Origin of the sequence: Rhodococcus sp. A14, from assembly GCF_011603105.1 — a bacterium.
GTDB classification, from domain to species: domain Bacteria; phylum Actinomycetota; class Actinomycetes; order Mycobacteriales; family Mycobacteriaceae; genus Rhodococcus_F; species Rhodococcus_F opacus.
In genome coordinates, this window is record NZ_JAAOQS010000006.1 from 103,761 (window position 1) to 124,023 (window position 20,263).

19 protein-coding genes and 1 pseudogene are annotated in these 20,263 nt (G+C 64.8%); 4 read left to right on the forward strand and 16 right to left on the reverse strand.

Going from position 1 to position 20,263, the window contains the following annotated elements; translation table 11 throughout:
* Nucleotides 1–198: 198 nt before the first annotated feature.
* Genes G9373_RS05500 through G9373_RS05510 form a run of 3 tightly spaced genes read left to right on the forward strand, consistent with a single transcriptional unit; the run spans nucleotide 199 to nucleotide 2,808 of the window.
* Entirely contained in the window at nucleotides 199–1,164 is a 966-nt protein-coding gene (locus G9373_RS05500; RefSeq protein ID WP_095869839.1) for a LysR family transcriptional regulator, read from the forward strand.
* Nucleotides 1,161–1,814: a hypothetical protein gene (locus tag G9373_RS05505; RefSeq protein ID WP_167114298.1), complete on the forward strand. Its 654-nt coding sequence runs from the start codon at nucleotides 1,161–1,163 to the stop codon at nucleotides 1,812–1,814. The genes G9373_RS05500 and G9373_RS05505 overlap by 4 nt, the downstream gene beginning before the upstream one ends.
* A 16-nt stretch (nucleotides 1,815–1,830) precedes the next feature.
* Nucleotides 1,831–2,808, forward strand: a complete 978-nt coding sequence (locus G9373_RS05510) for a LysR family transcriptional regulator (RefSeq protein ID WP_241031738.1) — start codon at nucleotides 1,831–1,833, stop codon at nucleotides 2,806–2,808.
* 9 nt (nucleotides 2,809–2,817) lie between these two features.
* On the opposite strand, the gene G9373_RS05515 is transcribed toward G9373_RS05510, so the two are convergent.
* The 11 genes and pseudogenes from G9373_RS05515 to G9373_RS05560 all read right to left on the reverse strand — a co-directional run bounded on the left by G9373_RS05515 (nucleotide 2,818) and on the right by G9373_RS05560 (nucleotide 14,247).
* Nucleotides 2,818–3,741, reverse strand: coding sequence for a dioxygenase (locus G9373_RS05515; RefSeq protein ID WP_167114301.1), 924 nt, complete (start codon nucleotides 3,739–3,741; stop codon nucleotides 2,818–2,820).
* Nucleotides 3,738–4,811, reverse strand: a complete 1,074-nt coding sequence (locus G9373_RS05520) for a maleylacetate reductase (RefSeq protein WP_095869836.1) — start codon at nucleotides 4,809–4,811, stop codon at nucleotides 3,738–3,740. The genes G9373_RS05515 and G9373_RS05520 overlap by 4 nt, the downstream gene beginning before the upstream one ends.
* Nucleotides 4,808–5,527, reverse strand: coding sequence for an alpha/beta hydrolase (locus G9373_RS05525; RefSeq protein WP_206031601.1), 720 nt, complete (start codon nucleotides 5,525–5,527; stop codon nucleotides 4,808–4,810). Before G9373_RS05525 ends, G9373_RS05520 begins: the two co-directional genes overlap by 4 nt.
* Nucleotides 5,524–6,321 carry an SDR family NAD(P)-dependent oxidoreductase gene (locus G9373_RS05530; RefSeq protein WP_167114304.1) on the reverse strand — a complete coding sequence of 266 codons (798 nt, stop codon included), beginning with the start codon at nucleotides 6,319–6,321 and terminating at the stop codon, nucleotides 5,524–5,526. Before G9373_RS05530 ends, G9373_RS05525 begins: the two co-directional genes overlap by 4 nt.
* 51 nt (nucleotides 6,322–6,372) lie before the next feature.
* Complete coding sequence (locus G9373_RS05535; RefSeq protein WP_095869834.1) at nucleotides 6,373–7,578, reverse strand: VOC family protein; 1,206 nt, start codon at nucleotides 7,576–7,578, stop codon at nucleotides 6,373–6,375.
* A gap of 2 nt (nucleotides 7,579–7,580) precedes the next feature.
* Nucleotides 7,581–8,600, reverse strand: a complete 1,020-nt coding sequence (locus G9373_RS05540; protein WP_095869833.1) for a fumarylacetoacetate hydrolase family protein — start codon at nucleotides 8,598–8,600, stop codon at nucleotides 7,581–7,583.
* A 67-nt stretch (nucleotides 8,601–8,667) separates the two neighbouring features.
* Nucleotides 8,668–9,093 carry a nuclear transport factor 2 family protein gene (locus G9373_RS46250; protein ID WP_240960383.1) on the reverse strand — a complete coding sequence of 142 codons (426 nt, stop codon included), beginning with the start codon at nucleotides 9,091–9,093 and terminating at the stop codon, nucleotides 8,668–8,670.
* Nucleotides 9,085–10,560: pseudogene (locus G9373_RS05545) on the reverse strand (aldehyde dehydrogenase); the annotation flags it as partial. The gene G9373_RS46250 and the pseudogene G9373_RS05545, both read right to left, overlap by 9 nt.
* 414 nt (nucleotides 10,561–10,974) lie before the next feature.
* Complete coding sequence (locus G9373_RS05550) at nucleotides 10,975–11,829, reverse strand: CoA ester lyase (RefSeq protein ID WP_241031741.1); 855 nt, start codon at nucleotides 11,827–11,829, stop codon at nucleotides 10,975–10,977.
* A 2-nt stretch (nucleotides 11,830–11,831) separates the two neighbouring features.
* Nucleotides 11,832–12,995, reverse strand: a complete 1,164-nt coding sequence (locus G9373_RS05555; protein WP_095869831.1) for a CaiB/BaiF CoA-transferase family protein — start codon at nucleotides 12,993–12,995, stop codon at nucleotides 11,832–11,834.
* A gap of 43 nt (nucleotides 12,996–13,038) precedes the next feature.
* The gene (locus tag G9373_RS05560; RefSeq protein ID WP_095869830.1) at nucleotides 13,039–14,247 is read right to left on the reverse strand and encodes an FAD-dependent monooxygenase; all 1,209 of its coding nucleotides are present in this window, start codon (nucleotides 14,245–14,247) and stop codon (nucleotides 13,039–13,041) included.
* A 115-nt stretch (nucleotides 14,248–14,362) separates the two neighbouring features.
* Here G9373_RS05560 and G9373_RS05565 point away from each other — a divergent pair, with 115 nt between their 5' ends.
* Nucleotides 14,363–15,322 carry a LysR family transcriptional regulator gene (locus tag G9373_RS05565; RefSeq protein WP_095869829.1) on the forward strand — a complete coding sequence of 320 codons (960 nt, stop codon included), beginning with the start codon at nucleotides 14,363–14,365 and terminating at the stop codon, nucleotides 15,320–15,322.
* Here G9373_RS05565 and G9373_RS05570 read toward each other — a convergent pair.
* From G9373_RS05570 to G9373_RS05590, 5 genes are read right to left on the reverse strand one after another with little or no spacing between them, the layout of a single operon-like run.
* Nucleotides 15,286–16,500, reverse strand: coding sequence for an FAD/NAD(P)-binding oxidoreductase (locus tag G9373_RS05570; protein WP_133987365.1), 1,215 nt, complete (start codon nucleotides 16,498–16,500; stop codon nucleotides 15,286–15,288). The genes G9373_RS05565 and G9373_RS05570 overlap by 37 nt on opposite strands.
* A 5-nt stretch (nucleotides 16,501–16,505) precedes the next feature.
* Entirely contained in the window at nucleotides 16,506–17,318 is an 813-nt protein-coding gene (locus tag G9373_RS05575; protein WP_095869828.1) for a MaoC family dehydratase N-terminal domain-containing protein, read from the reverse strand.
* Complete coding sequence (locus G9373_RS05580; protein ID WP_133987367.1) at nucleotides 17,315–18,706, reverse strand: MmgE/PrpD family protein; 1,392 nt, start codon at nucleotides 18,704–18,706, stop codon at nucleotides 17,315–17,317. Before G9373_RS05580 ends, G9373_RS05575 begins: the two co-directional genes overlap by 4 nt.
* Complete coding sequence (locus G9373_RS05585) at nucleotides 18,703–19,899, reverse strand: cytochrome P450 (RefSeq protein WP_095869826.1); 1,197 nt, start codon at nucleotides 19,897–19,899, stop codon at nucleotides 18,703–18,705. The genes G9373_RS05580 and G9373_RS05585 overlap by 4 nt, the downstream gene beginning before the upstream one ends.
* Nucleotides 19,896–20,087, reverse strand: a complete 192-nt coding sequence (locus G9373_RS05590) for a ferredoxin (protein ID WP_095869825.1) — start codon at nucleotides 20,085–20,087, stop codon at nucleotides 19,896–19,898. Before G9373_RS05590 ends, G9373_RS05585 begins: the two co-directional genes overlap by 4 nt.
* Nucleotides 20,088–20,263 lie beyond the last annotated feature (176 nt).

Genomic DNA, 20,263 nt, shown 5'->3' on the forward strand with positions numbered 1-20,263 from the left:
CACAGGGTACGTAGATGCCCAATTACGTAGCTTCTAGGTGTTCCCACGCTGTCACGGACATGCCGCGCGGGGGAAGGTGGAGTTCCCATCCCGAGGACCCAGGTGCGAGGGATGGTCCTAATTGTCGACTGGAACCCCAGCGCTGGACCACCGGTAGGTATCCGCCAGCGACGGCGTTCTCCCCTAGGCAGGTTCACCATGCAATTGCGCGAGCTTCAGTGGTTCACGACGCTGGCCGAAACCGAGCACATCACGGAGGCTTCGATACGGTTGAATATCAGCCAGCCGACCCTGTCGCGGGCGTTGGCCCGAATCGAGCGCAAGCTTGGAGTGCAGCTTTTCGACCGCCACCAGAACCGGCTGCGACTGAACAGGTACGGCAAGCTCTACCAGGCCCACGCGTTACGGGCACTGAACGAGTTAGACCGTGCGGAACAACGGATCGCCACCCTGGTCGATCCGGATCGAGGCTCGGTGTCGCTTGGGTTTGCGCATTCCTTCGGTGGGTGGCTGATACCGGATCTGCTCATGAGGTATCGCGGTGTCGCGTCAAGTACGTCCTTCGAATTACATGGGGGTGCTTGCGATTCCGTGGTGGACAGTGTGCGGCAGGGGAAAATTGATATCGGCTTCGTAGCTCCTGAGCCGGCCGCGGACGATCTCGTGTGGATACCGCTCGGGCATGAGGCCCTGTGTTTGAGGGTTCCCGCGGGCCATGCGTTCGAGGGCCATGACCATATCGCGATGACCGATGTCTCAGACGAGCCAATGGTCGCACTGAAGGCTGGACACGGTCTACGCCAGGCCACGGACCGCCTATGCCGGGAGGCGGGGTTCAGGCCTCGCATCGCGCTCGAAGCCACCGAACTTCCCACACTGCATGCCCTTGTCGCGGCCGGACTGGGCGTGGCGGTCGTGCCCGCCGCCCCATCGGGACACCCGTCCGCCACTGGTACCGTCCCGCTCAGCGACCCGACTGCGTTCCGGTGCTACGGGGCGGTCATCCGCAGGCATGGTCCGAGTAGCCAGGCCGCACGGCGTTTCCTGAAATTCGTCGCCGGTGTCTCGGCGATTCCGGCGCGAGCAGACCGCGCGCCGTCCGAAGGAACTCCGAGACGGGTGCTGCGGCCAGCAGTACCTGGCGCCTGGCCGGTGTCGGCTTGAGTACCGAATACGTGTCGTGCCCGAATGAGGGACCGCTCGGGGAGCAAATTTCCGCCGCGGCGCGCGGCTTAGGTCACCTCTCCGCCGTGGGATCGGCGACGTTCCGCGAGCGGCACGTTCACGTCGCAGTCGATCTCGTCGACGGTGGCCATCATCCTGCCTTCACGGTCGGATACGAACGCAGCCGGACCGCTCCGGACGCCTCATCCCGAATTGCGCCACCCGGTGACGAACGAACGCAACGATTCCGTGCCCGCGATCTGCAACTGGCCACGGACGCGTACGCAAGGAGGCTGGTCGACCACGCGCAGGCATCCGCAAATCGGCCCTTCGTGCTGCTCGACGTCGAAATTCTGCTCGCTTCGACTGCGCGGAAGGCGCGGCTGGCACTTCGAGAACTCGAATTGGCGACCCCCTCTAGTCCGACAACCTTGCGATTCGTGGGAACAGCGAGTGGTCTCGCATGTTTGGCCGCGGATATCCGCACAGCGGGAGTCGCAGATGGGGTCACGCTTCTCCCTCTCTGGAACGCTGGCACCGTGGAACTTCTTGCCCAGGTGACGGTTCCGGAACTTCACCGTGCAGGCTTCGTCAACTTTGACACCGCGAGCGCGCTCGTTGCGACCTTGGGCGGAACCACCTTGAGGTAGGCGCTGTCCGATCCGAGTGGACACGCGGTTCGTCTGCGGGTCGTGGACACCGATACGCCTTTGGCGCTATGAGAGGAAGTGCTTTACAACCATGGAATTACGTGAGCTTGAATGGTTTGTCATCCTGGCGCGAACCGAGAACGTGACCAACGCCGCCACACATCTCCACATCAGCCAGCCGACTATGTCGCGTGCACTGGCGAGAATCGAACGTCAATTGGGCGTCAAGTTATTCGACAGGAATCAGAACCGGATCCGGCTGAACAAATACGGTGAGATCTACCGGGCCCACGCGGTCAGAGCAATGCAGGAGCTCACCCAGGGCGAAGAACGGATCCGAACTCTGGTGGATCCTGAGCGCGGAGTGGTGTCCCTCGGATTCCTCCATTCCTTCGGATCCTGGCTCGTCCCCTCCCTGTTGGACCAATACCACCTGGTTGCACCGCTGACCACGTTCGAACTCGAGGGAGGGGCCGCGGACGCCATAGTTGACGCCGTGCGAAACGGCCGGATCGACGTCGGGTTCGTCGCACCTCGACCAAACGCGGAAGATCTGGCCTGGGTGCCGCTGGGCCGAGAACTTCTCTGTCTCGAAGTCCCGCCCGGGGACGAATTCGCCGATCGCGAGTCCATCACCATTGCCGAAATTGCTGGGCGGCCAATGATCGCTCTCGGCCCGAGCTACGGGCTGCGCCAAGTCGTCGACCGCCTCTTCGACGAAGCCGGTCTTACTCCCACCATCGGTATCGAAGCCACCGAATTGTCCACGCTGCGCGCACTGGTCCGGCACGGCCGCGGCATCGCCATCGTGCCGGTTCCCCAGGCCGATCAGCAGTCACCGACGGTCACGATTCCGATCAGCGACGCCAACGCATTTCGCTTCTACGGCGCGATCACCCGGAATTACGGGCCGACGGGAACCCCAGCGAGAGCATTTCTCGAATTCGTGACGGGCCACTTCGCCAGCTCGGATATCGACCGAGAGGACGAGTGACCCTTACCATCAGGTCCCGGGGGCGAGGACGATGTCGAAGGTGACGTCGCTCCACGAGCCGTTCACCACGCGCCCGTCGGGAGTGGGTCCCGACGGGTGACGCTCGAACGCCTTGATCAACGACTCCTTCACGCCGAACACGGCATCCTTCCAGCCGATCTCGTCACCGTCGACGAAGATGTGAGTCACCAAACGCCGTAAGCCAGGCGCAGTCACCATGAAATGCAGGTGACTCGCGCGCATGGGGGAACGACCTACGGCCGAAAGCATCCGCCCCACCGGACCGTCGTGCGGAATCGGATAGGGAGTTGGAGTCATACCCCAGAATCGAAACTCCCCGCTGTCGTCGGCGAAAAGGTGCGCACGTGCCGCGACGCGGTCGTCGCCGTACTGCACGTCGTACTGCCCGTCCTCATCCGCCTCCCACACCTCGATACGCGCGCGGGGAACGGGTTTACCGTGAACGTCGCGGACACTGCCGGTCACCCAGCACGGCTCCCCCTTCGCGCCGAACGACATGTCCTGTCCAAGTTCGATTCGGGGTGAACCTTCCACGAAGAACGGGCCGAACACCGTCGCCTCGGTGGCGTTCGCGACCGATGGATTGTTCATTCCGATCACCTGCATGGACAGTCCGAGTACGTCGGACAGCAGAATGAACTCCTGCCGGGTGTCCGTACACGTCTGGCCCGTTTCGGTGAGGAACGCGATCATCGTGTTCCATTCGGCTTCGGTGAGCCTGACCTCGCGGGCTGCGGCATGCACGTGCCGAACCACCGCCTTCATGACTTCTTTCAATCGGGCGTTCGGCGATTCGCCGAACGAGCCGAGGACGGTGTCGACCAGTGCCTGCTCACGCGCGGCCTGCTCACGCGCGGCCTGCTCGGTCGACGGGTTCAGCTCGGCGTTCGCTCGCTCCTGCTCGATCGTCATACTCGCTCCTGCTCATCGATCGGGTCGCCCGCCCACGCGGCGGCGAGAAGAGTGCGCAGATCGGCCAGCGCGACCGGGCGCGGGTTAGAGGCAGGAACCGCCGCGATGATGCGCTCGGCGGCGGTGTCGATGCCGTCCTCCGGCATACCCAACTGTGAGAGAGAGTCGACGACACCCAGGTCCCGGCGGAGGTCGTAGAGCCCGCGTGCAGCCGACGAGCCACCGAGGGCGTCCGACACTCGGCGCGCTGCATCGGGCGCGGCGGGGCCGTTGAAGTCCATCACGTAGGGCAGCACCACGGCATGCGTGTCGGCGTGTGACAGCCCGAATGCACCACCCAGAACGTGGCAGATCTTGTGATGCAGCGCGCTGCCCGCCGAGGCGAACGCCACGGCCGCGAGGTAGGCCCCGTAGAGCGTGGCCTCTCGCGCGTCAAGATTGTCAGGGTTTTCGGACATAGCCCGCAAGCCGGGAACGAGCGCACGGAGGCCCTCGGTGCCAAGTGCCGTGTCGATCGGGTCGGCACGCGGCGCCCAGAAAGCGTCCACCGCATGGGCGACGGCGTTGAGCCCCGACGCCACCGCCAGTCGGGCGGGCAGCGAGGCGAAGAGAGCCGCGTCATAGACCACGACTCGGGGCAGAACTTTCGGATCGGATCCGGTGGTCTTGCGATCCCCGTCCGTCTGTCCCCACACGTCGGTGGCTTCGGAGCCGGCGAACGTGGTCGGGACGGCAACGATCGGGATCCCAGTGTCGCGGGCAACGAACTTGGCGAGCCCCGTCGACGAGCCGCCGCCGATGCACACGACCGCGTCGACAGCCTCTAAACGCGCGAGGTCGACAGCAGCGCGACCGTTCGCGACCGGCACGTGCTGGACGACATCGTCGATCCGAGCCACGACCGGTACCCGGTGAGCCATCTCGTCCGCGAGGCTCGTCACGAACGAATCAGCGACGAGCAGCACGCGCGACGCGGACAGGTCCCCCACGGCCGAGACGATGTTGTCGACCGCTTGCCCGCGGGCGAACAGCACCCGTTGCCCGAGTGTGGTGTGGTCGAACTCGATCACAGCCCCGTCCTCGCGGAAGTGACCTGGCGCGACAGCCAGGACAGCAGGTGCGAAGCCACGGCGTCCGGCGCTTCGAGAGTCGAGAGGTGGCCGACCCCGGGGAGGACGACCAGTTCCGCATGCGGGACCGAGTCGACGACTTCGGAACCGAGCGCGAGCGGGGTGATCGCGTCGTGTTCACCCACGATCACGAGTGTGGGCACGTCGAGCGTGGCGATTTCGGAGCGCCGGTCGCGTCGGTTCGACACGGCCGTCTGCTGTGCGATGAACACCTCGTCACCGAGATCTCGCGCCATCGTGGCCGCGGCTTCGGCGACGTCCGGCCGCTGCGGGGCGACAGCGCTCGAAATCATTGTCACCGCTTCGTCGAATTCCCCTGCTAGAACTTTCTCGACGAGGCGCTGGGAATTCGCGCGCCGATCGGAATCGGCAGCGATTGCGGACGAGTTGAGCAGTACCAGGCCTCGCACGCGACCCGTTCTCCGGAGCGCGATCTCCAGTGAGACGTACCCACCCATGGAGTTTCCCACGAGGAAGAATTCCTGCGGGCTCTGCTCGAGTACGCGGTCGGCCATGTACTCGATCGAACTGCCGTGACCGCGCACCACGACGCTGGTTACCTTGTCGCCGAGGATGTCGGCTACCGGCCGCCACGAGCGAGCGTCCGATCCCAGCGCCGGAACGAATACCAGGGGCACGTCGAGCACGTCGCTCATGATGCAGCTCCGTCGACCGCGAGGATGCATCCCGACGTGAAACCGGCATGTTCGGACACGAGGTATCCGACTGCGGCCGCGATCTCCGTACCGGTTCCTGTGCGGCCCAGTGGAATAGCTGCGCGTGTCGCGTCCTGCGTCTCGTCGGACAGCGCCTCGAAGATGGTCCGCACCCGGCCGGCGGTCGGTAGAACCAGACCGGGCGAGACCGCGTTCACGGTGATGCCCGTTGCGCCGAGGTCTTTAGCCAGCTGCTTCGTGAAGCCGTTGATCGCAGCCTTCGATGCGGCGTACGGCAGCCGGGCACCTACGGTGCCCGAGGGACCTGCCAGGCCGTTGGCGACCGCGGACGAGAAGTTCACGATCCGGCCGTAGCCGTGTCGCAGCATGAGTGGCACTGCCTGTTGGCTGCAGAGGAAGGCGCTGGTTACGTTGTTGTCGAGCACCCGCCGCCAGACGTCGGCGCCGAGGTCGTCGAGCGAGCGCACCGGATCCGTTCCGCTGCCTCCGGCGGTGTTGACCAGTGCGTCGAGACGGTCGAACCGCTGGTCGATCTTCTCGAACGCAGCGACGACGGCTACCTCGTCGGTTAGATCGACCGCTAGCGTGAGCACCTCGACGCCGGACATGATGGTCTCGATCTGCTTCTTCGATGTCTCGAGCCCGTCCTCCTGGATGTCCAGGAGGACGACGGAGAATCCGTCTTCGGCGAGTTGCTGCGCGATTTCGGCGCCGAGTCCCTGCGCTGCACCGGTGACCGCCGCGACTCGCCTCTCAGCGTTGTGCTCAGGCACGTACTTTCCTCACTTCGTGATGACGATGAATGGTGATGGTCGGATGCGTGGTCACCCGAGCGGACCCCAGAACGTTTCGCCGCCATAGGTATCGGACATGGGTTCGAGCGTCTCGGGCCAGACTCCGGGTTCGACGCGGCGTCGGCTCTCAGGTGAGCGCACTGTGCCGTCCCACCCGACCTGCTCCATGTAGTAGTAGAGCTGCATCACGTGACCGTCCGGCGCGACCGCGTGGATGGCGTAGTCGATGCCCGGGTGAATCTCCTGCGGCAGATCGATCAGCTTGACGCCGCGTTCTTCGAGGAAGGTCTTCGCGTCCCGCAACTGCTCGTAGGAACCGAGCTGGACGCCGAAGGACAGCAGGGTCGTGTTGTCGCTCAATCCCAGTGCACTCCGGACCTCGAGCGGGAAGAGTGCGATGCTGTGGTGTTCGGTGTTGGCGCGCAGAAAGAGCACGCGGTGACCCTCGACGGTCGACTCCTCGCTCTTCACCAGTCCGAGCGTTTCGGTATAGAAGTGTTCCGCCGCATCGAGATCGGCAACGAAGATGCTGACCGGACCGATGCGGACCGGTTTGAAGGGACGGGCGAGCAACACTCCGCCGACGTCGTAGGTCTTGGGTAGCGTGTCGATCCAGCGGTGCCCCGAGGTGAGGTCGATGCCCTTTTCCTCGGCTTCCTCGAGCTCGCTCGCCTCCGACTTCGTGGGAAGCGCGGGATGTTCGTTGGCCCAGGGCCACATCACTTCCGGCTTGCTGACGCCGTCCCAGCCCACCTGCTCGATGCCGTACTCGAGTTCGTTGGTGTGACCGGTGGGGTCTGGGAAGTAGGTGTGCCAGTTGGAACCGGGGTCGCGGCCGTACCGCTCGATCGTGGAGCCCTGCTCCTCGAGCCACAACCTAGCCTGCACCACCTCACGCAACGATCCTGCCTGCCAGGTGATCTGGTTGACCGTGATGTCGTCCCGAGCAGGGTTGTCGTTCTTGTCCACCCACGAACGGGGCATGAGCACCAGGGTGTGGTGGTCGCTGTTGTGCCGCAGGAAGTAGATCTTGGTGTCGGACAGGCCGTCCAACCACACACCGGGATCGTACTTCTGCAGATCGAGCATGTCTGCGACCACGAAGCCGAGGACATCACGGTAGAAGCCGACGGCTGTTCCGGTGTCAGTGACGCTGATGCCGAAATGGTTGAGACGACGAATTTTGAATGGTCGGTCGTACGAGACACCACCGACCGAGTATTTCTTCGCGGCCATGACTACTTCTTCCCGCCGCGCGATCCGGAGATCGTGTTGGTGATGGAGCCCAGTGCGGTGGAGCTGACCTCCACAACATCACCCGGGTTCAGGAAGAGCGAATCGTCCGCGAACTTCCCCTCGGCGTCGCGGGTGCTGGAATCGACGGCCGTCCCCTTGGGCGTCCCCCCACTGATCAGATCCCCGGGGAACAGCGTCGAATCCCTGGACAGGTACTCCCCGAGCGAGGCGAAGCTATGGATCATCGACTTGGTGTTCCCGCTCTGCCGAACCTCGCCGTTGATGCGTGCTTCCACCGGGATGTCCTGCGGATCCAGGCTCTCGTCGACGACGATCCAGGGACCAACCGTTGCGGCGCCATCGAAGTTCTTCGAGTACTGGAAGTCCGGTCCGAACGAGACGTTATCCCTGATGGACCAGTCGTTGACCAGCGTGTAACCCCAGATGTACGAACCGAAGTCGTTGGCCGCGATGTCCTTGGCACGCTTACCGATCACGACGGCCACTTCCGCCTCGTAGTCGAGCAGGTTGGTCCGGCGCGGGTAGGCCAGGTCGTCACCGTCGGCCGAGACGACTCGCGGGTCCTTGATGAAGTACTTCGGACCACCGGACACCAGCCGGTCGAGGGTTGCCTTGTCACTCCCGTTAGAGGTGTTGTCGGCAGCGGCCTGCATGTGGTCGGCGAAGTTGGCCAGTGCGGCGAAGATTCGCGACTGCCCTTCGATCGGCGCGTGCAGCGTGACTGCGTTCAGGGGGAACACGAGCTGTTCGCCGTCGACGCCCGTCTTGTCGCTGTCCTCCGACAGGAAGTCGAGCGCCGTGTTTGCACCGGCGAGTGCGTCGTCCCCCTGCTCGATGAAGGAATTCAGCTCGGCTGGCACCTCGTGCGCCGCTCGCGCCGCCGGACGCACGCTGTCCGTGCGCTCGGTCAGATATTTGGCGTACGCACCGTTGACGTCGACGACGTCATCGCCCACGACAACGCCGACTCGTCGATTCGGACCGAAGACTGCGATCTTCATTATGCTCCCTGTGATCGTTTGATGCTTGGTGTGGTGGTGCTGACAGACCCGGGGTCACTGCCACCGATTACGGCGTGCGGCTGGACGGATCGACACCCACGTCGTTGAGCAGGCGCCCGCCGTCCGGGGTCAGACTGTAGATCGCGAGCCGAGTGATCTTGCCGTCTCGAACGGTGAAGAAATCTCCCAGTACGATCTGCGAGCCGTTGGCGTTCAGGTCGATCTCCACTGACACGTTCTCCCCGTCGACGACGGGTGTCCTGGGCGAGGGGATCATCTTCCCTGCCTTCAAGCCACCTTCGTACATGCGTCCGATAGCTTCCGCGCCGGAGAGGGTGCCCGCTGCGTTATGCAACAGGGCATCCGGGGCGAACAGGTCCGCCACCGCGGCGGCGTCGCCGGCGGCGACACCGGCGAAGTACGCGGCGACGACCTCGGCGGGGCTGGATGCCGTTGCGTTCCGGGCAGCTCCGGCCGACGTGGTCGACTCCAGGTACCGCGTCGAGGCGTACACGGACTGGTACTCGAGGTAGGGATCGAGGCCCTCGGGGCCGAGTTCTCGTCCGAGGCCGGAGTCCTTGAATCCTCCGAAGGGTGCGCCGAGATCAAGGGTGTAGTAGTTCAGGCCGATCGTGCCCGTGCGGACCTGACGAGCCACTCCGAGGGCGCGATCCTCGTCAACGCTCCATACGGATCCACCGAGGCCGTAGTTGCTGTCGTTCGCCATTCGGACCGCTTCGTCGTCTCCTTCGAACGGGATCAGAGCCATGACCGGACCGAATACCTCTTCGCGCGCCAGACGGTCGGAGTTGTCGACATCGGCGAATACCGTGGGCTGGACGAACCATCCTTGATCGAGACCGTCGGGCCGACCACCGCCCGTCACCAGGCGTGCGTTCGAGTTCTTCGCGATGTCTATGTAGCCGAGCACCTTGTCTCGGTGGGTGGGGGTCGCCATGGGTCCCATGGTTACCGACGGGTCCAGCGGGTCGCCCAGTGTGTACGAGTCGGCGAAGTTCGCGACGGCATCCACCACTTCGTCGTAGCGCGAGCGTGCGATGAGGATGCGTGACTGCGTCGTGCAGGTCTGGCTGTTGTTCAGGAACGATGCGTTGTCCAAGCCCGCGAGGAAGGTCTCGAGGTTGGCGTCCTCGAGGACGATGGCCGCGGACTTTCCGCCCAGTTCCAGAGTGGAACGGCGAAGCAGCCGACCGCACTCCTGACCGATGATGCGCCCTGCTTCGGTCGAGCCGGTGAACGCGATTTTGTCGACCAGAGGGTGTGAGACGAGCGCCGCGCCGGCGTCGCGGTCGCCGAGGACGATGTTGAGGACACCGGGCGGCAGGCCCGCCTCCTGCGCTGCATCGGCGAATACATATGAGTCCAGCGCAGTCTCGGGGGACGGTTTGAGAACAACGGTGCACCCGGCGGCCAGCGCCGGCGCAATCTTGAACATCGCCAGGGCCTGCGGGAAGTTCCACGGAGCGATCGCACCGACGACGCCCACTGGCACGCGGCGGACGATGGTCGATCCCGCCTGGCTCGGGCGGACCGATTCGAGCGGCAGGTTCTCGACGATGTCCGCGTACATGCGCAGCAGAGCCCCCGGGGCTCCGCCGTTCAGTGCCTGCGACAGCCCGAGAATCATCCCGTTTTCGCGGCTGACGAGCGTTGCCGTGTCAACCGCTCGGGCGTCGAGGGCGTCAGCGAAAGCACGAAGCACGGTGGCGCGCTCGGCAGCCGTGGTTCGGCCCCATGGGCCCTCGTCCAGGGCCCGACGGGCGGCGCGAACGGCTGCGTCGATGTCGGCCTCGCTCCCGAGCGCGGCCACCCCGATGCGCTCGCCGGTGGCAGCCTCGATCTGGTCCCGGAGTTCTGTGCGCACCGGGTCGATCCAGGTGCCGTCGATGAAGAAGCGGGTGCGGTCGAGGCTGCTCGGCCGGTCGACGGTGACGGACATAAGTTCTCCTTGCTGCGAGGTCGCGTGATCCCGAACTTCGGTGTCGGCGGGCGCATACGGCCGGCTTGTCGCCTGCACCGGCGAGATCCCGATCACTGTCGATCCTGTGCTGACGTGCCCGTCATCGCAATGCCAGGATGTTCCCCGTCCTCATACTCTGGACGCATTGTCGCTGGTTGAGCGATATGGGAGGACACACCGAGACCTGACCGCCGGTTATTGTCGAGACATGACGGGTGAGAGAAGACGCTACGTGCAATGTCCGTGCGGGGAGCTCATGGAAGGGCGCACCGACGACCTTCTGGTCGACGAGGTTCAGCACCATCTGCGCGAGCAGCATCCGCATCTCCGGTACGACCGCGACCAAATCCTGTCTATGTCGTACTGACCGGCGTCGTACCGACCAGCATCGTCTCAGTCGACGTGGGGGGTCGGGGCGCCCGCAGCGCGCAGAACCGCGTGGGCGCGGGCCAACACCGGCGCGTCGACCATGAAGCCGTCCACACGCACCGCCGCACCCGACGCAGCGGCGTCGACGATCTTCCGTGCGTGAGCGACGGCGATGTCGCTGGGGTGGAAAGCCGTACGGCTCGGCTCTACTTGCGACGGGTGGATCAGCAGCTTGCCGGCCATGCCCAGTTCGATGGCATAGCGGACGTCGTCGGCGAGAACCGCACCGTCGTTCAGTGCCGTCGTCACCCCGTCCACCGGTCCCGGCTTGTTCGCCACTCGTGACGCGAGCACCAGCTGTGACCGAGCGTGGAGCATCGCGATACGCGTTGGTTCCGCGCCGAGATCCACGGCGTAGTCCAGATGGCCGAACGCCAGCCGTGCAACGCCCGGGTCGGCGGCAATCACTCCCGACCGGTCCACACCGACCGCGGATTCGATCAGCGCGATGACGGGGCACCGGAGTCGCTGGCGGAGATCGAGATACCGGACGGAATCGTCCGCCTTGGGGACCATGACAGCGGTGAGTCCCGGCAGATCCGACAGTGCATCCACGTCGCCGATGTGCTCGGGGTCGCCCACCGAGTTCACGCGCACGCATGCGCGTCCGCCCTCGGACAACCACCGCACGACCTCGGTTCGCGCTGTGGCCTTGTCTCCTCGTGCCACCGAGTCCTCGAGATCGAGGACTATGACGTCCGCCCCGGTGGCGAGCGCCTTGTCGAACCGGTCGCTGCGGTTCCCGGGAACGAACAGAAACGTCGTGGCCTCCTGCACTCGCGCCGTGGTCTCCGCGAGCGCGGAGACACTTGTCGACACGGTCAGAACCCCGCCGGAACCGTGGATTCGGGTGCGATCCCGAACTCCGCCAGAATCGCCTCGGTGTGCTGCCCAACGTCCGGGATCGGACCCATGACGGGGGTCGAATCGGACATGGTGACGGGTGGAATCAGGGCGCGCAACTCCCCGACCGGCGACTGGTAGGTGCGCCACCTGCCCCGCGCTTCGAGCTGCGGATGCTCCGCGAGACCGTCCATGGTGCGCAGCAGAGCGTTGGCGATACCCGACACTTCCAGTAGCTCGGCCACCCGCTCGGCCGTGAAGGCTTGGAAGACCCCCTCGATAACGGCGCGCAACTCCGCGTTGTGCTCGACACGCAGGGAGTTGCGCACGAAGCGCTCGTCTCGCGCCAGCTCCGGCGATCCGAGGAAGGTGCAGAACGTCGCCCATTCCCGTTCGTTCTGGATGCCGAGGAAGACCTGGTTGCCGTCGCCGCACGTGAAGGGACCGTATGGAGCAATCGCCGCGTGCCGGGCTCCGGTGCGGGAGGGGGACGCGCCCCCGTATATCGCGTAGTTCAGCGGAAAGCCCATCCACTCCGACAACGCTTCGAGCATCGACACCTCGATCGTGGCGCCCTCGCCGGTGCGCTCCCGTTTAATCACGGCGGTGAGCACACCCGAATACGCGTACATTCCCGACGCGATGTCGGCGATGGAGATACCGACCTTGGACGGTTCGTCCTCGGTACCGGTGATGGATACCAGGCCAGCTTCGCACTGGACGAGCAGGTCGTACGCCTTCTTCGACGAGTACGGCCCACCCGTTCCGTAACCCGAAATGGACACGTGGATCAACCGCGGATTCCGAGCACGGAGCTCCTCGGCGCCCAACCCCAGCCGATCCGCCGCCCCGGGGGCGAGGTTCTGAACAAAAACGTCGGCCCGGTCGACCAAAGCCTGCACCGCTTCTCGGCCCTCCGCACTCTTCAGATCCAGGGCCACGGACTCTTTGGACCGGTTCAACCACACGAAATGACTGGCGAGGCCGTTGACGGTCTCGTCGTAGCCTCGCGCGAAATCACCGACGACCGGTCGTTCGATTTTGATGACGCGCGCGCCGAGGTCGGCCAATTGTCGTGTGGCGAAGGGAGCGGCGACGGCCTGCTCCAACGACACGATCGTGAGTCCATCAAGAGGATTCATGTTGCAGTTCTTTCGTTTCGAGTGGCGTCCGAGGCGGCGCGTCCTACACGGACGAGAGCAGAGACGGACTTTCGAGGGTCTTGGTGAAGTACAGAACTTCTGCGGCGAATTCTGGGTCGCGAGACATGCGCCGGAACATCTCGAGGTCCTGGTCGCGCGTGACGGGATCCGACGAGTGGAAGAGCAGCTTCTTGTTCGACGATGCGCGCGGACTCGCCTTGTCCACGAACGCGGCCCGACGCTGGTCCGCGTACGCGGTCAACACCTCGTCGTCGGCGCGGTGCTGCGCCACTGCCCCGAGGCCCTCGATGAGCGCGTAGGAATCGAACAAGCCCATGGTCAGCCCCAGTCCGCCTGTGGGATTGGTCGCATGCGCGGCGTCGCCGGCAAGAAGCACCCTGCCGGCTCGAAACGACGACGCGGAACGCTGGTGCATCCGATACGGCGATGCCGCGACCACCTCGGTCCGGGCGGCCACTTCGGGTCCGAACACGGCGGACAGGAACCGCGGCATGCGTTCGTCGATGGAATCGGCCGGAAGCGAGGCATCCTCCATATAGGTGTAGCGCCACATCCCGTGATCGCCGGACTCGTCGATCTTCGCGATGATTGCCCCGTAGACATCGTCGACGTAGAACGTCGACTGGGCCCAGCCGTCGCGGTCGTCCGGGAAGCGGACGTTCGTCGCCACGAAGCGCTCCGGCCACGTCATACCTTCGAAGCCCAGGTCTAACGTGCGTCGAACGGCCGAGCTCGCACCGTCCGCTCCGACCAGCCACTGCGACCGGAGAACCGTGTCGCCGTCCACGCCGCGCACGGAGACGGTCACGCCCGACTCGTCCTGATCGATGCCGGTGACCTCGTGGTCCCACAGCACCCGCGCGTTGGCGAACGTGTCGAGCTCCTCGAGGATGACTTTGGCGAGCGCACCCTGCCCCAGATGCAGGTTGTACGGTCGTTCGACCTTGCCGTTCAGGGCAGCAAGCCCGTAGGAGATGATCTCCCCGGTGTCTCGAACCCGATATGCATAGTCCTGCTTGAGGAAGCCCGCCCCACATGCCTTCTCCAACAGGCCGAGCCGTGACAGACCGTCCAGCGTCGACCAGTGGTAGACGATCGCTCGCGGTGTGTCCTGCAACGCGGGCGCACGCTCGACCACCGATACACTGATTCCGTGCTGGGCCAAACCCAGCGCGGTCAGCAAACCGGTCGGCCCGGCTCCGACGATTGTTACCTGCTGGTCTTCTTGCACGATTCCTCCGTACTGCGTTCACGACAACTCTGGGCTGTCGCTCCGATGTTCACGATCCTTTACTCGGCCCCGTAAGGCCAATACCATTGCAGCACCGTTGCCATACACTTGGCGCATGGACATCCGGAGCGTCAAATACTTTCTGGCCGTCGCGGATGCGGGGTCCATCACCGAGGCGGCGCGCATTCTGCACCTCTCGCAACCGCCTCTCAGCAGCGCGATGACGAAGCTGGAGGCCGAGCTCGACGTTCGCCTGCTGGACCGGCACCCTCGCGGTATCGCCCTGACCGATGCGGGCCGCTATCTGCAAAGCGCCGGCCGGCGGCTCGTCGCCGAAGAACAGAGAATCACCTCCGCGCTTCGGTCAATGGGGCAGGGCCTCGAGGGCGATCTTCGGATCGGCGCGGAGCCGATCGGGATGTGGCGGGTCGTCAGTGCCGCAGTTGCGGTCTTCCTCGCCGAACACCCGCGCATCACACTGGAGCTCACCGATGCCAATCCCCAAGTGCTGCTGGAGAACCTGGCTACCGGGTATCTCGACCTCGCTGTCGTGCCCGTTCTCGCCGAGGAGCCGCTGCCGACGATCAACGATGTCGCGTTCTCCATGACGATCATCGCCCACTCGTCGCTGACTCTCGTCGTGCCGCGCTCATCGTGGCTCGCGACGCAGGACCGAGTGCACCTGTCCGACCTCCGACACGAACGGTGGGTCCTTCCGTCGCGGTTACCGGGCGCACGGAGCTTGTCCCGGCTGCTGGACGACCGGTTCGCAACAGCAGGAGGCAGCCCGGCGTCGGTGATATCCGTGCCTACCGTCGAAACGGCCGCCAGTCTCGTTACTGCCGGTGTCGGGGTGTCCGTTCTGAGTCGCGAGCTGGCCGAACAGCATCCCGGCGTGGCGAAAGTTGCCGTCGAAGAGGGATGGCCGGACCTTCCGCTCGGCGTGGTGAGCCGCCGAGACGGCGTCATCACCCCCGTCGCCGAACGGTTCGGCGACATTATCCGGAACCTCGATAACCACGACCCCACCAGCCCGGATCAGACGAGCGAGGACCCGACGGGTAGCATTCCCTGAACTGTGTCCCAGCGGGTTTCGCGTCGCAGCATCGCCCGAATCCTGACGAATTCCGCGCGACGTTCGAATGCCAACACTCCGGTCACGGTGTCGCCGAGCTTGTACACGAACAGCGAACCGCCCGGTTCCTTACTCTCGACGATCTCCTCGGCACCGGTCAGAAACCCTGAGAACTGGATGCGGACACCGTGTTGATCCGACCAGAAGTACGGAACGGTGACGCATTCCACGGGCGGCAGCCCGGACACCGTATTGGCAGCATTCGTTCCCGCGACACGCCCCTGCTCCGCAGCGTTGGTCCAGTGCTCGACGCGCATCGAGGTACCGAACCGACCGTTCGGCCAGCGCACGAGGTCACCGGCCGCGTACACACGATCCGCTGCGCGCAAGTGCGCGTCGCACTCCACACCGTTGTTCAGGGTTATTCCGGAATTCTCCAGCCATTCGGTCGACGGGCGCACGCCGATACCGACGAGGATGACGTCCGCGGGTACGGTGTCACCCCCGGCGAGACGGAGCACGCGGCCATCCGAACTGTCCTCGACGCCGACGACCGCGTCACCTAGGCGCAGTGTCACTCCCGACTCACGGTGCAGGGCTGCATAAGCCGCCGCAACCTGGTCGCCGAAGCGCCCGAGGGGTTTCTCCGCGAGGTCGACGATCGTGACATCGCGGCCGTCCTTGACCAACGTCGCCGCGAACTCGCCGCCGATGAATCCGGCTCCGATCACAGCGACTGACTTGGTGTGATCGGACACCGCGGCACGCAAAGCTTGTGCATCCTGGAATCGCCTGAGCGCGAACACGTCCGGCAGCCCGCGGAACATCTCCGGGAAGATGGGATCGCACCCGGTGGTGATGACGACGGCTCCATACTCGACCTCGCCGTTCGACGTGACGACGCGGCGACCCGCCACGTCCAGTGCGGTGGCACGGGTGTTCAGAGCGAACTCGACCCCCCGTGCGCGCAGATCCGCCACGGACGGATACGTCAACGCCGCGAGATCCAGGTCGTCGCCGAGCCCGATCTTCGAGAGCGGAGGACGCTCGTATGGGGGATGCGCTTCGTCGCTGACGATGGTGACGCCGAGGTCGGGCGCATGCCGGGTAACGGTCTCGGCCGCGCGGATAGCGGCGACCGATCCTCCGACGATGAGGACGTCCGTTGTGGTGGACATAGCGATCAGCTCCCCGTCACCGTACTGGTGGCGCACACGACACCGGCGGCGCTGTGTGCTTCGGCACCGCGTTCCAGTCCGTCGACGTGCGGAACCACGGTGAAGGTCTGCGGGCGGGTCATCGGCGACACCAAACGGTATCCGAATGTTTTGCCCTGCAACGAGATGTCCTGTCGACGCATGTGCTCGGCCATCATGAAGGCTAGCAACGGCCCATGGATCACCAGGCCGTCGTATCCCTCTCGGCGGCACCAATCGAGATCGTAGTGAATGCGGTGCGTGTTGTAAGTCAGTGCCGAGAAACGGAACAACAGTTTCTCGTCGACAGCGAGGGACAGCGTGGGGCCGTTCACCTGGGCCGACGACGGAGCAGGCGTGGGAAGCGGGGTCGACCCTCCCTCGCGGTAGACGATGTCCTGCTCCTCGCGGATGATCAGTTCACCGCCCTGCGTGATCTCCTGCAGAACCGTGACGAGCGTCAGGGCGCCGGTGCGTCCCACCTTGTCCACGGACTTGGCAATGGACGTCACCTTCGTGGCGGGCTCGCCGATACGTAGACTGCCGAAGGCGGTGACGCGGCCACCACCGAACATCCGGCGGCGTCCACCGCCGGGAGGCGCGGGGATACCGACAACGGGGTGGCCATCCTCACCGAGGTCGCTCTCAGCGTCGCGGGGAAGCAGGTGGAGCCAATGCCAGATCGGTGGCACCGTGTCACCGATCGCATGAGGAACATCGATGTCCAGCAGCGCAGCCATCGCCTCAACCGGTTCGGCCGAGATGACCTCCGTGCGTGCGATCTTGTCTGGGGAAGTCATGGGGTCGGCACCCTTTCGGCGGCGAGAACGGACAGCAGTTCGGACAGGTTGGGTGCGTCGTCGAGTGCCTCGACGGCGGCCACCAACCGGGAGGCGATGTCGCCTCCGAGAGGTTCGAGCAAGAGCGTTGCCTTCGCGACGACCTCGTCGTGTGTCATCGGGTTCTGAGCGGACCCACGTGCATACGTCGGGTTCCCGGCCTCGACGACGAGGGTTTCGCCGTTGGTCAACTCGATGTCCAACCGGGGTCCGTCCTCGATCTCGATGGCGTCGTCGACGCGCATGGAGACCTTGGCGAAAGTCGCGGCGATCCGCGGATCGTTCAGCCGTGGTGGGTCGTAGTCATCGAGTCCCAGGGCGCTTGCGCACAGCGCGAGGCTCACCGCGTAGGGAAGGCTGAATTGGGCGTCGAACACGGTGTCGATCGGGTACACCGACAGCATGTTCACCGCGGTCGTACCTGCAGTGATCACTATGGAGCGAACGTTTTCCGGCGTCAGGCCCCGATTCGTCACGAGGTCCTTCATCACGTCGACGGCCGAATGGCAACCGCGGCAGCACGCGTAGGGCTTGAGGTACGACGAGGCGACGTTGAAGTCCGTCCCCAGTCCAGTCAGCGCCCGATCGGTATGGCCGGTGCCGCCGGCGATAACAGCGTAGAGGCCGCCCCACTTCGCTTCGAATATTCGCCGGGGGCCGGTGATTCCCCCGGTCGCCAGCACGGCGGCGTCGACACCCGTCTCACCCGCTTTGCCCGGGTGCAGACGCTTGGTCAAGGCACCGTCGTCGATGAATGCCCACACCCCACCGGTGAACGATCCGGCGATTCCCAGTGCATCGGCGAAGGCATTCTTATCCGCGTCGAGGCATTTCGCTGCCGCTGCCGCCGCGGCGAAGCTGCCCATCGTACCGCTCGAATGCCATCCTCGGTCTGTGTGTGCTGCGAATCCGCCGACCGCTTGCAGGGTTCGATACCCGATGTCGTAACCGGCGACCGTGGCGGCGATGACCTGCCGACCGGTACTCCCTGCTTTTTCGGCCACCGCGAGCGCCGCGGGCAGTACGGTCGACCCCGCGTGACCGGGCCCGCCTCCGTCGTCGAAATCTCTGGCGTGCGCGGAAGTTCCATTGACCAGGGCTGCGTGCGCCGGGGTGAGGCGTGTGCCGGTCCCCCACACCAGGCTGCCGGCATCGCCGGCCGAGAAGCGTGACAGCGCGTCGACGACACCGCTCACTTCGGGAGTTGTCGTGCCGACCAGGGCGACGGCCAAGGTATCGAGGATGTGGTCCTTGATTCCGTCGACGACGTCTTTCGGCAGATCGTCGTAGCCTGTTCGAGCCCAGAACGTCGCGAGCCGCTCGGTCAGCGACGGGGAGTCGCTCGTCACGATGTCGTCGCCGTCGTTGAGGGATTGAGGTCCACGGCCAGAGATCCGACCAGCCACCTGCCGCCGGCGTGTCCGATGTCGGTTCCGTTCTCCACGACTCTGGCATGGGGGTAGTGGTTCAAAAGGTAGCGCACCACTTCTTCCATCTCGACCTTCGCCAGGCTCTGACCCAGGCATCCGTGCAGACCGGTGCTGAACGTCAACGGCTGGTTTCGCTCTCGATCGAGGTCGAACGCGTTGGGCTGCGCGAAACGCTCTGGATCGCGGTTCGCCGACCAGACGGCGACGTGCACGTCGGACCCGGCGGGAATGACCGTGCCGTCGAGCTCGATGTCGACCGACGCGATCTTGCTGACGATGCCGGGGCGGGGGTACAACCTGCAGGCCTCGACGACGGCGGCCGGGATCAGCGACTGATCCTCGACGAGCCTGGCCCATGCCGCCCTGTCACGGAGCAGCGTCCATACCACGAGACCGGTCTGGTGTGCCGTGTTCACGGAGCTGGCTTCGAGCATCGCCGTCGCTTCGCTGAGCAGTTCCTCGGAGGTCAGTTTTCCTTCGGCCTCCTGACGAATGAGGAAAGACAGCATGTCGTCACCGAGTCCGGCCTGCCGCTTGCGCGCGATCAGGTCGCCAAGGTAATCGAACAATTCGTCGTAGGCCTTGAGTATTGACTCGGTAAGACTCGGATCCCTTTGCAGTAGAGCAAGTGTCCGCGCAGACAGACTGGCCACGACAGGGGCGTCCTCGGCCGGCGCGCCCGCCAAGTGGCAGTACACCCTCGCGGGGATCTTCTGGTCGACGGCCGCGTGGAAATCGACAGGTCCGGCGGCGTCCTTTCCCGGATCGATGTCTTCGAGGATGCCGCGCAGGACCGCGCGGATGTCTTCGACCGTGGTGGGACCCATGAAGCGCGCCAACGGGGTTCGGAGCCGCATGTGTCGGGGGCCTTCGGCCATGATCAGACTCTTGGCACGGAAGTCATGGACGGGCCCGTCGGTGATGCCGAACTGTTCCATCAACGTCAGGGCGGCATTGATGAAACGGGTGTCCCGAAGAACCTTGGTCGCGAGGTCGAAGTCGAGAACGGCGTATCCGTAGTCGCCCTGTACGAGCGACGCGCCGTCCGCGGAACCACCGGTGTGGCTGGGCGAGTCGGGTGCAAACGGGTCGAAAGCGTGAAGTGTGCTCATGCGCGCGAGATCGCCCCCATCGGGCAGCAGAGGATAACTTCGTCAAGATCCTGGTCCCGGTCGGCCGGCACGGTCGTCGCGACCTGCTCGAGTAGGCCGTTGTCGGCGATCTGGAACACATCGGGCATGAGGGCGGCACAGGTGCCGTTCGCGTCACACCGCGCGAAATCTACTTTGACCTCGATCATCGCGAGAATCCTTCGTGATTGGGATGGCTGCGACCGTTGCGCCTGAGCTGCAGGAGCGGTCGGTATGTCGTACACCACATTCTTGACCCGGATGAGCTATCCGACAAATATCAATATGGCGGACCGGTCATAGCTTTTGCGTATGCCAGGGCGCCACGCGAGACCGCCCCGACGGC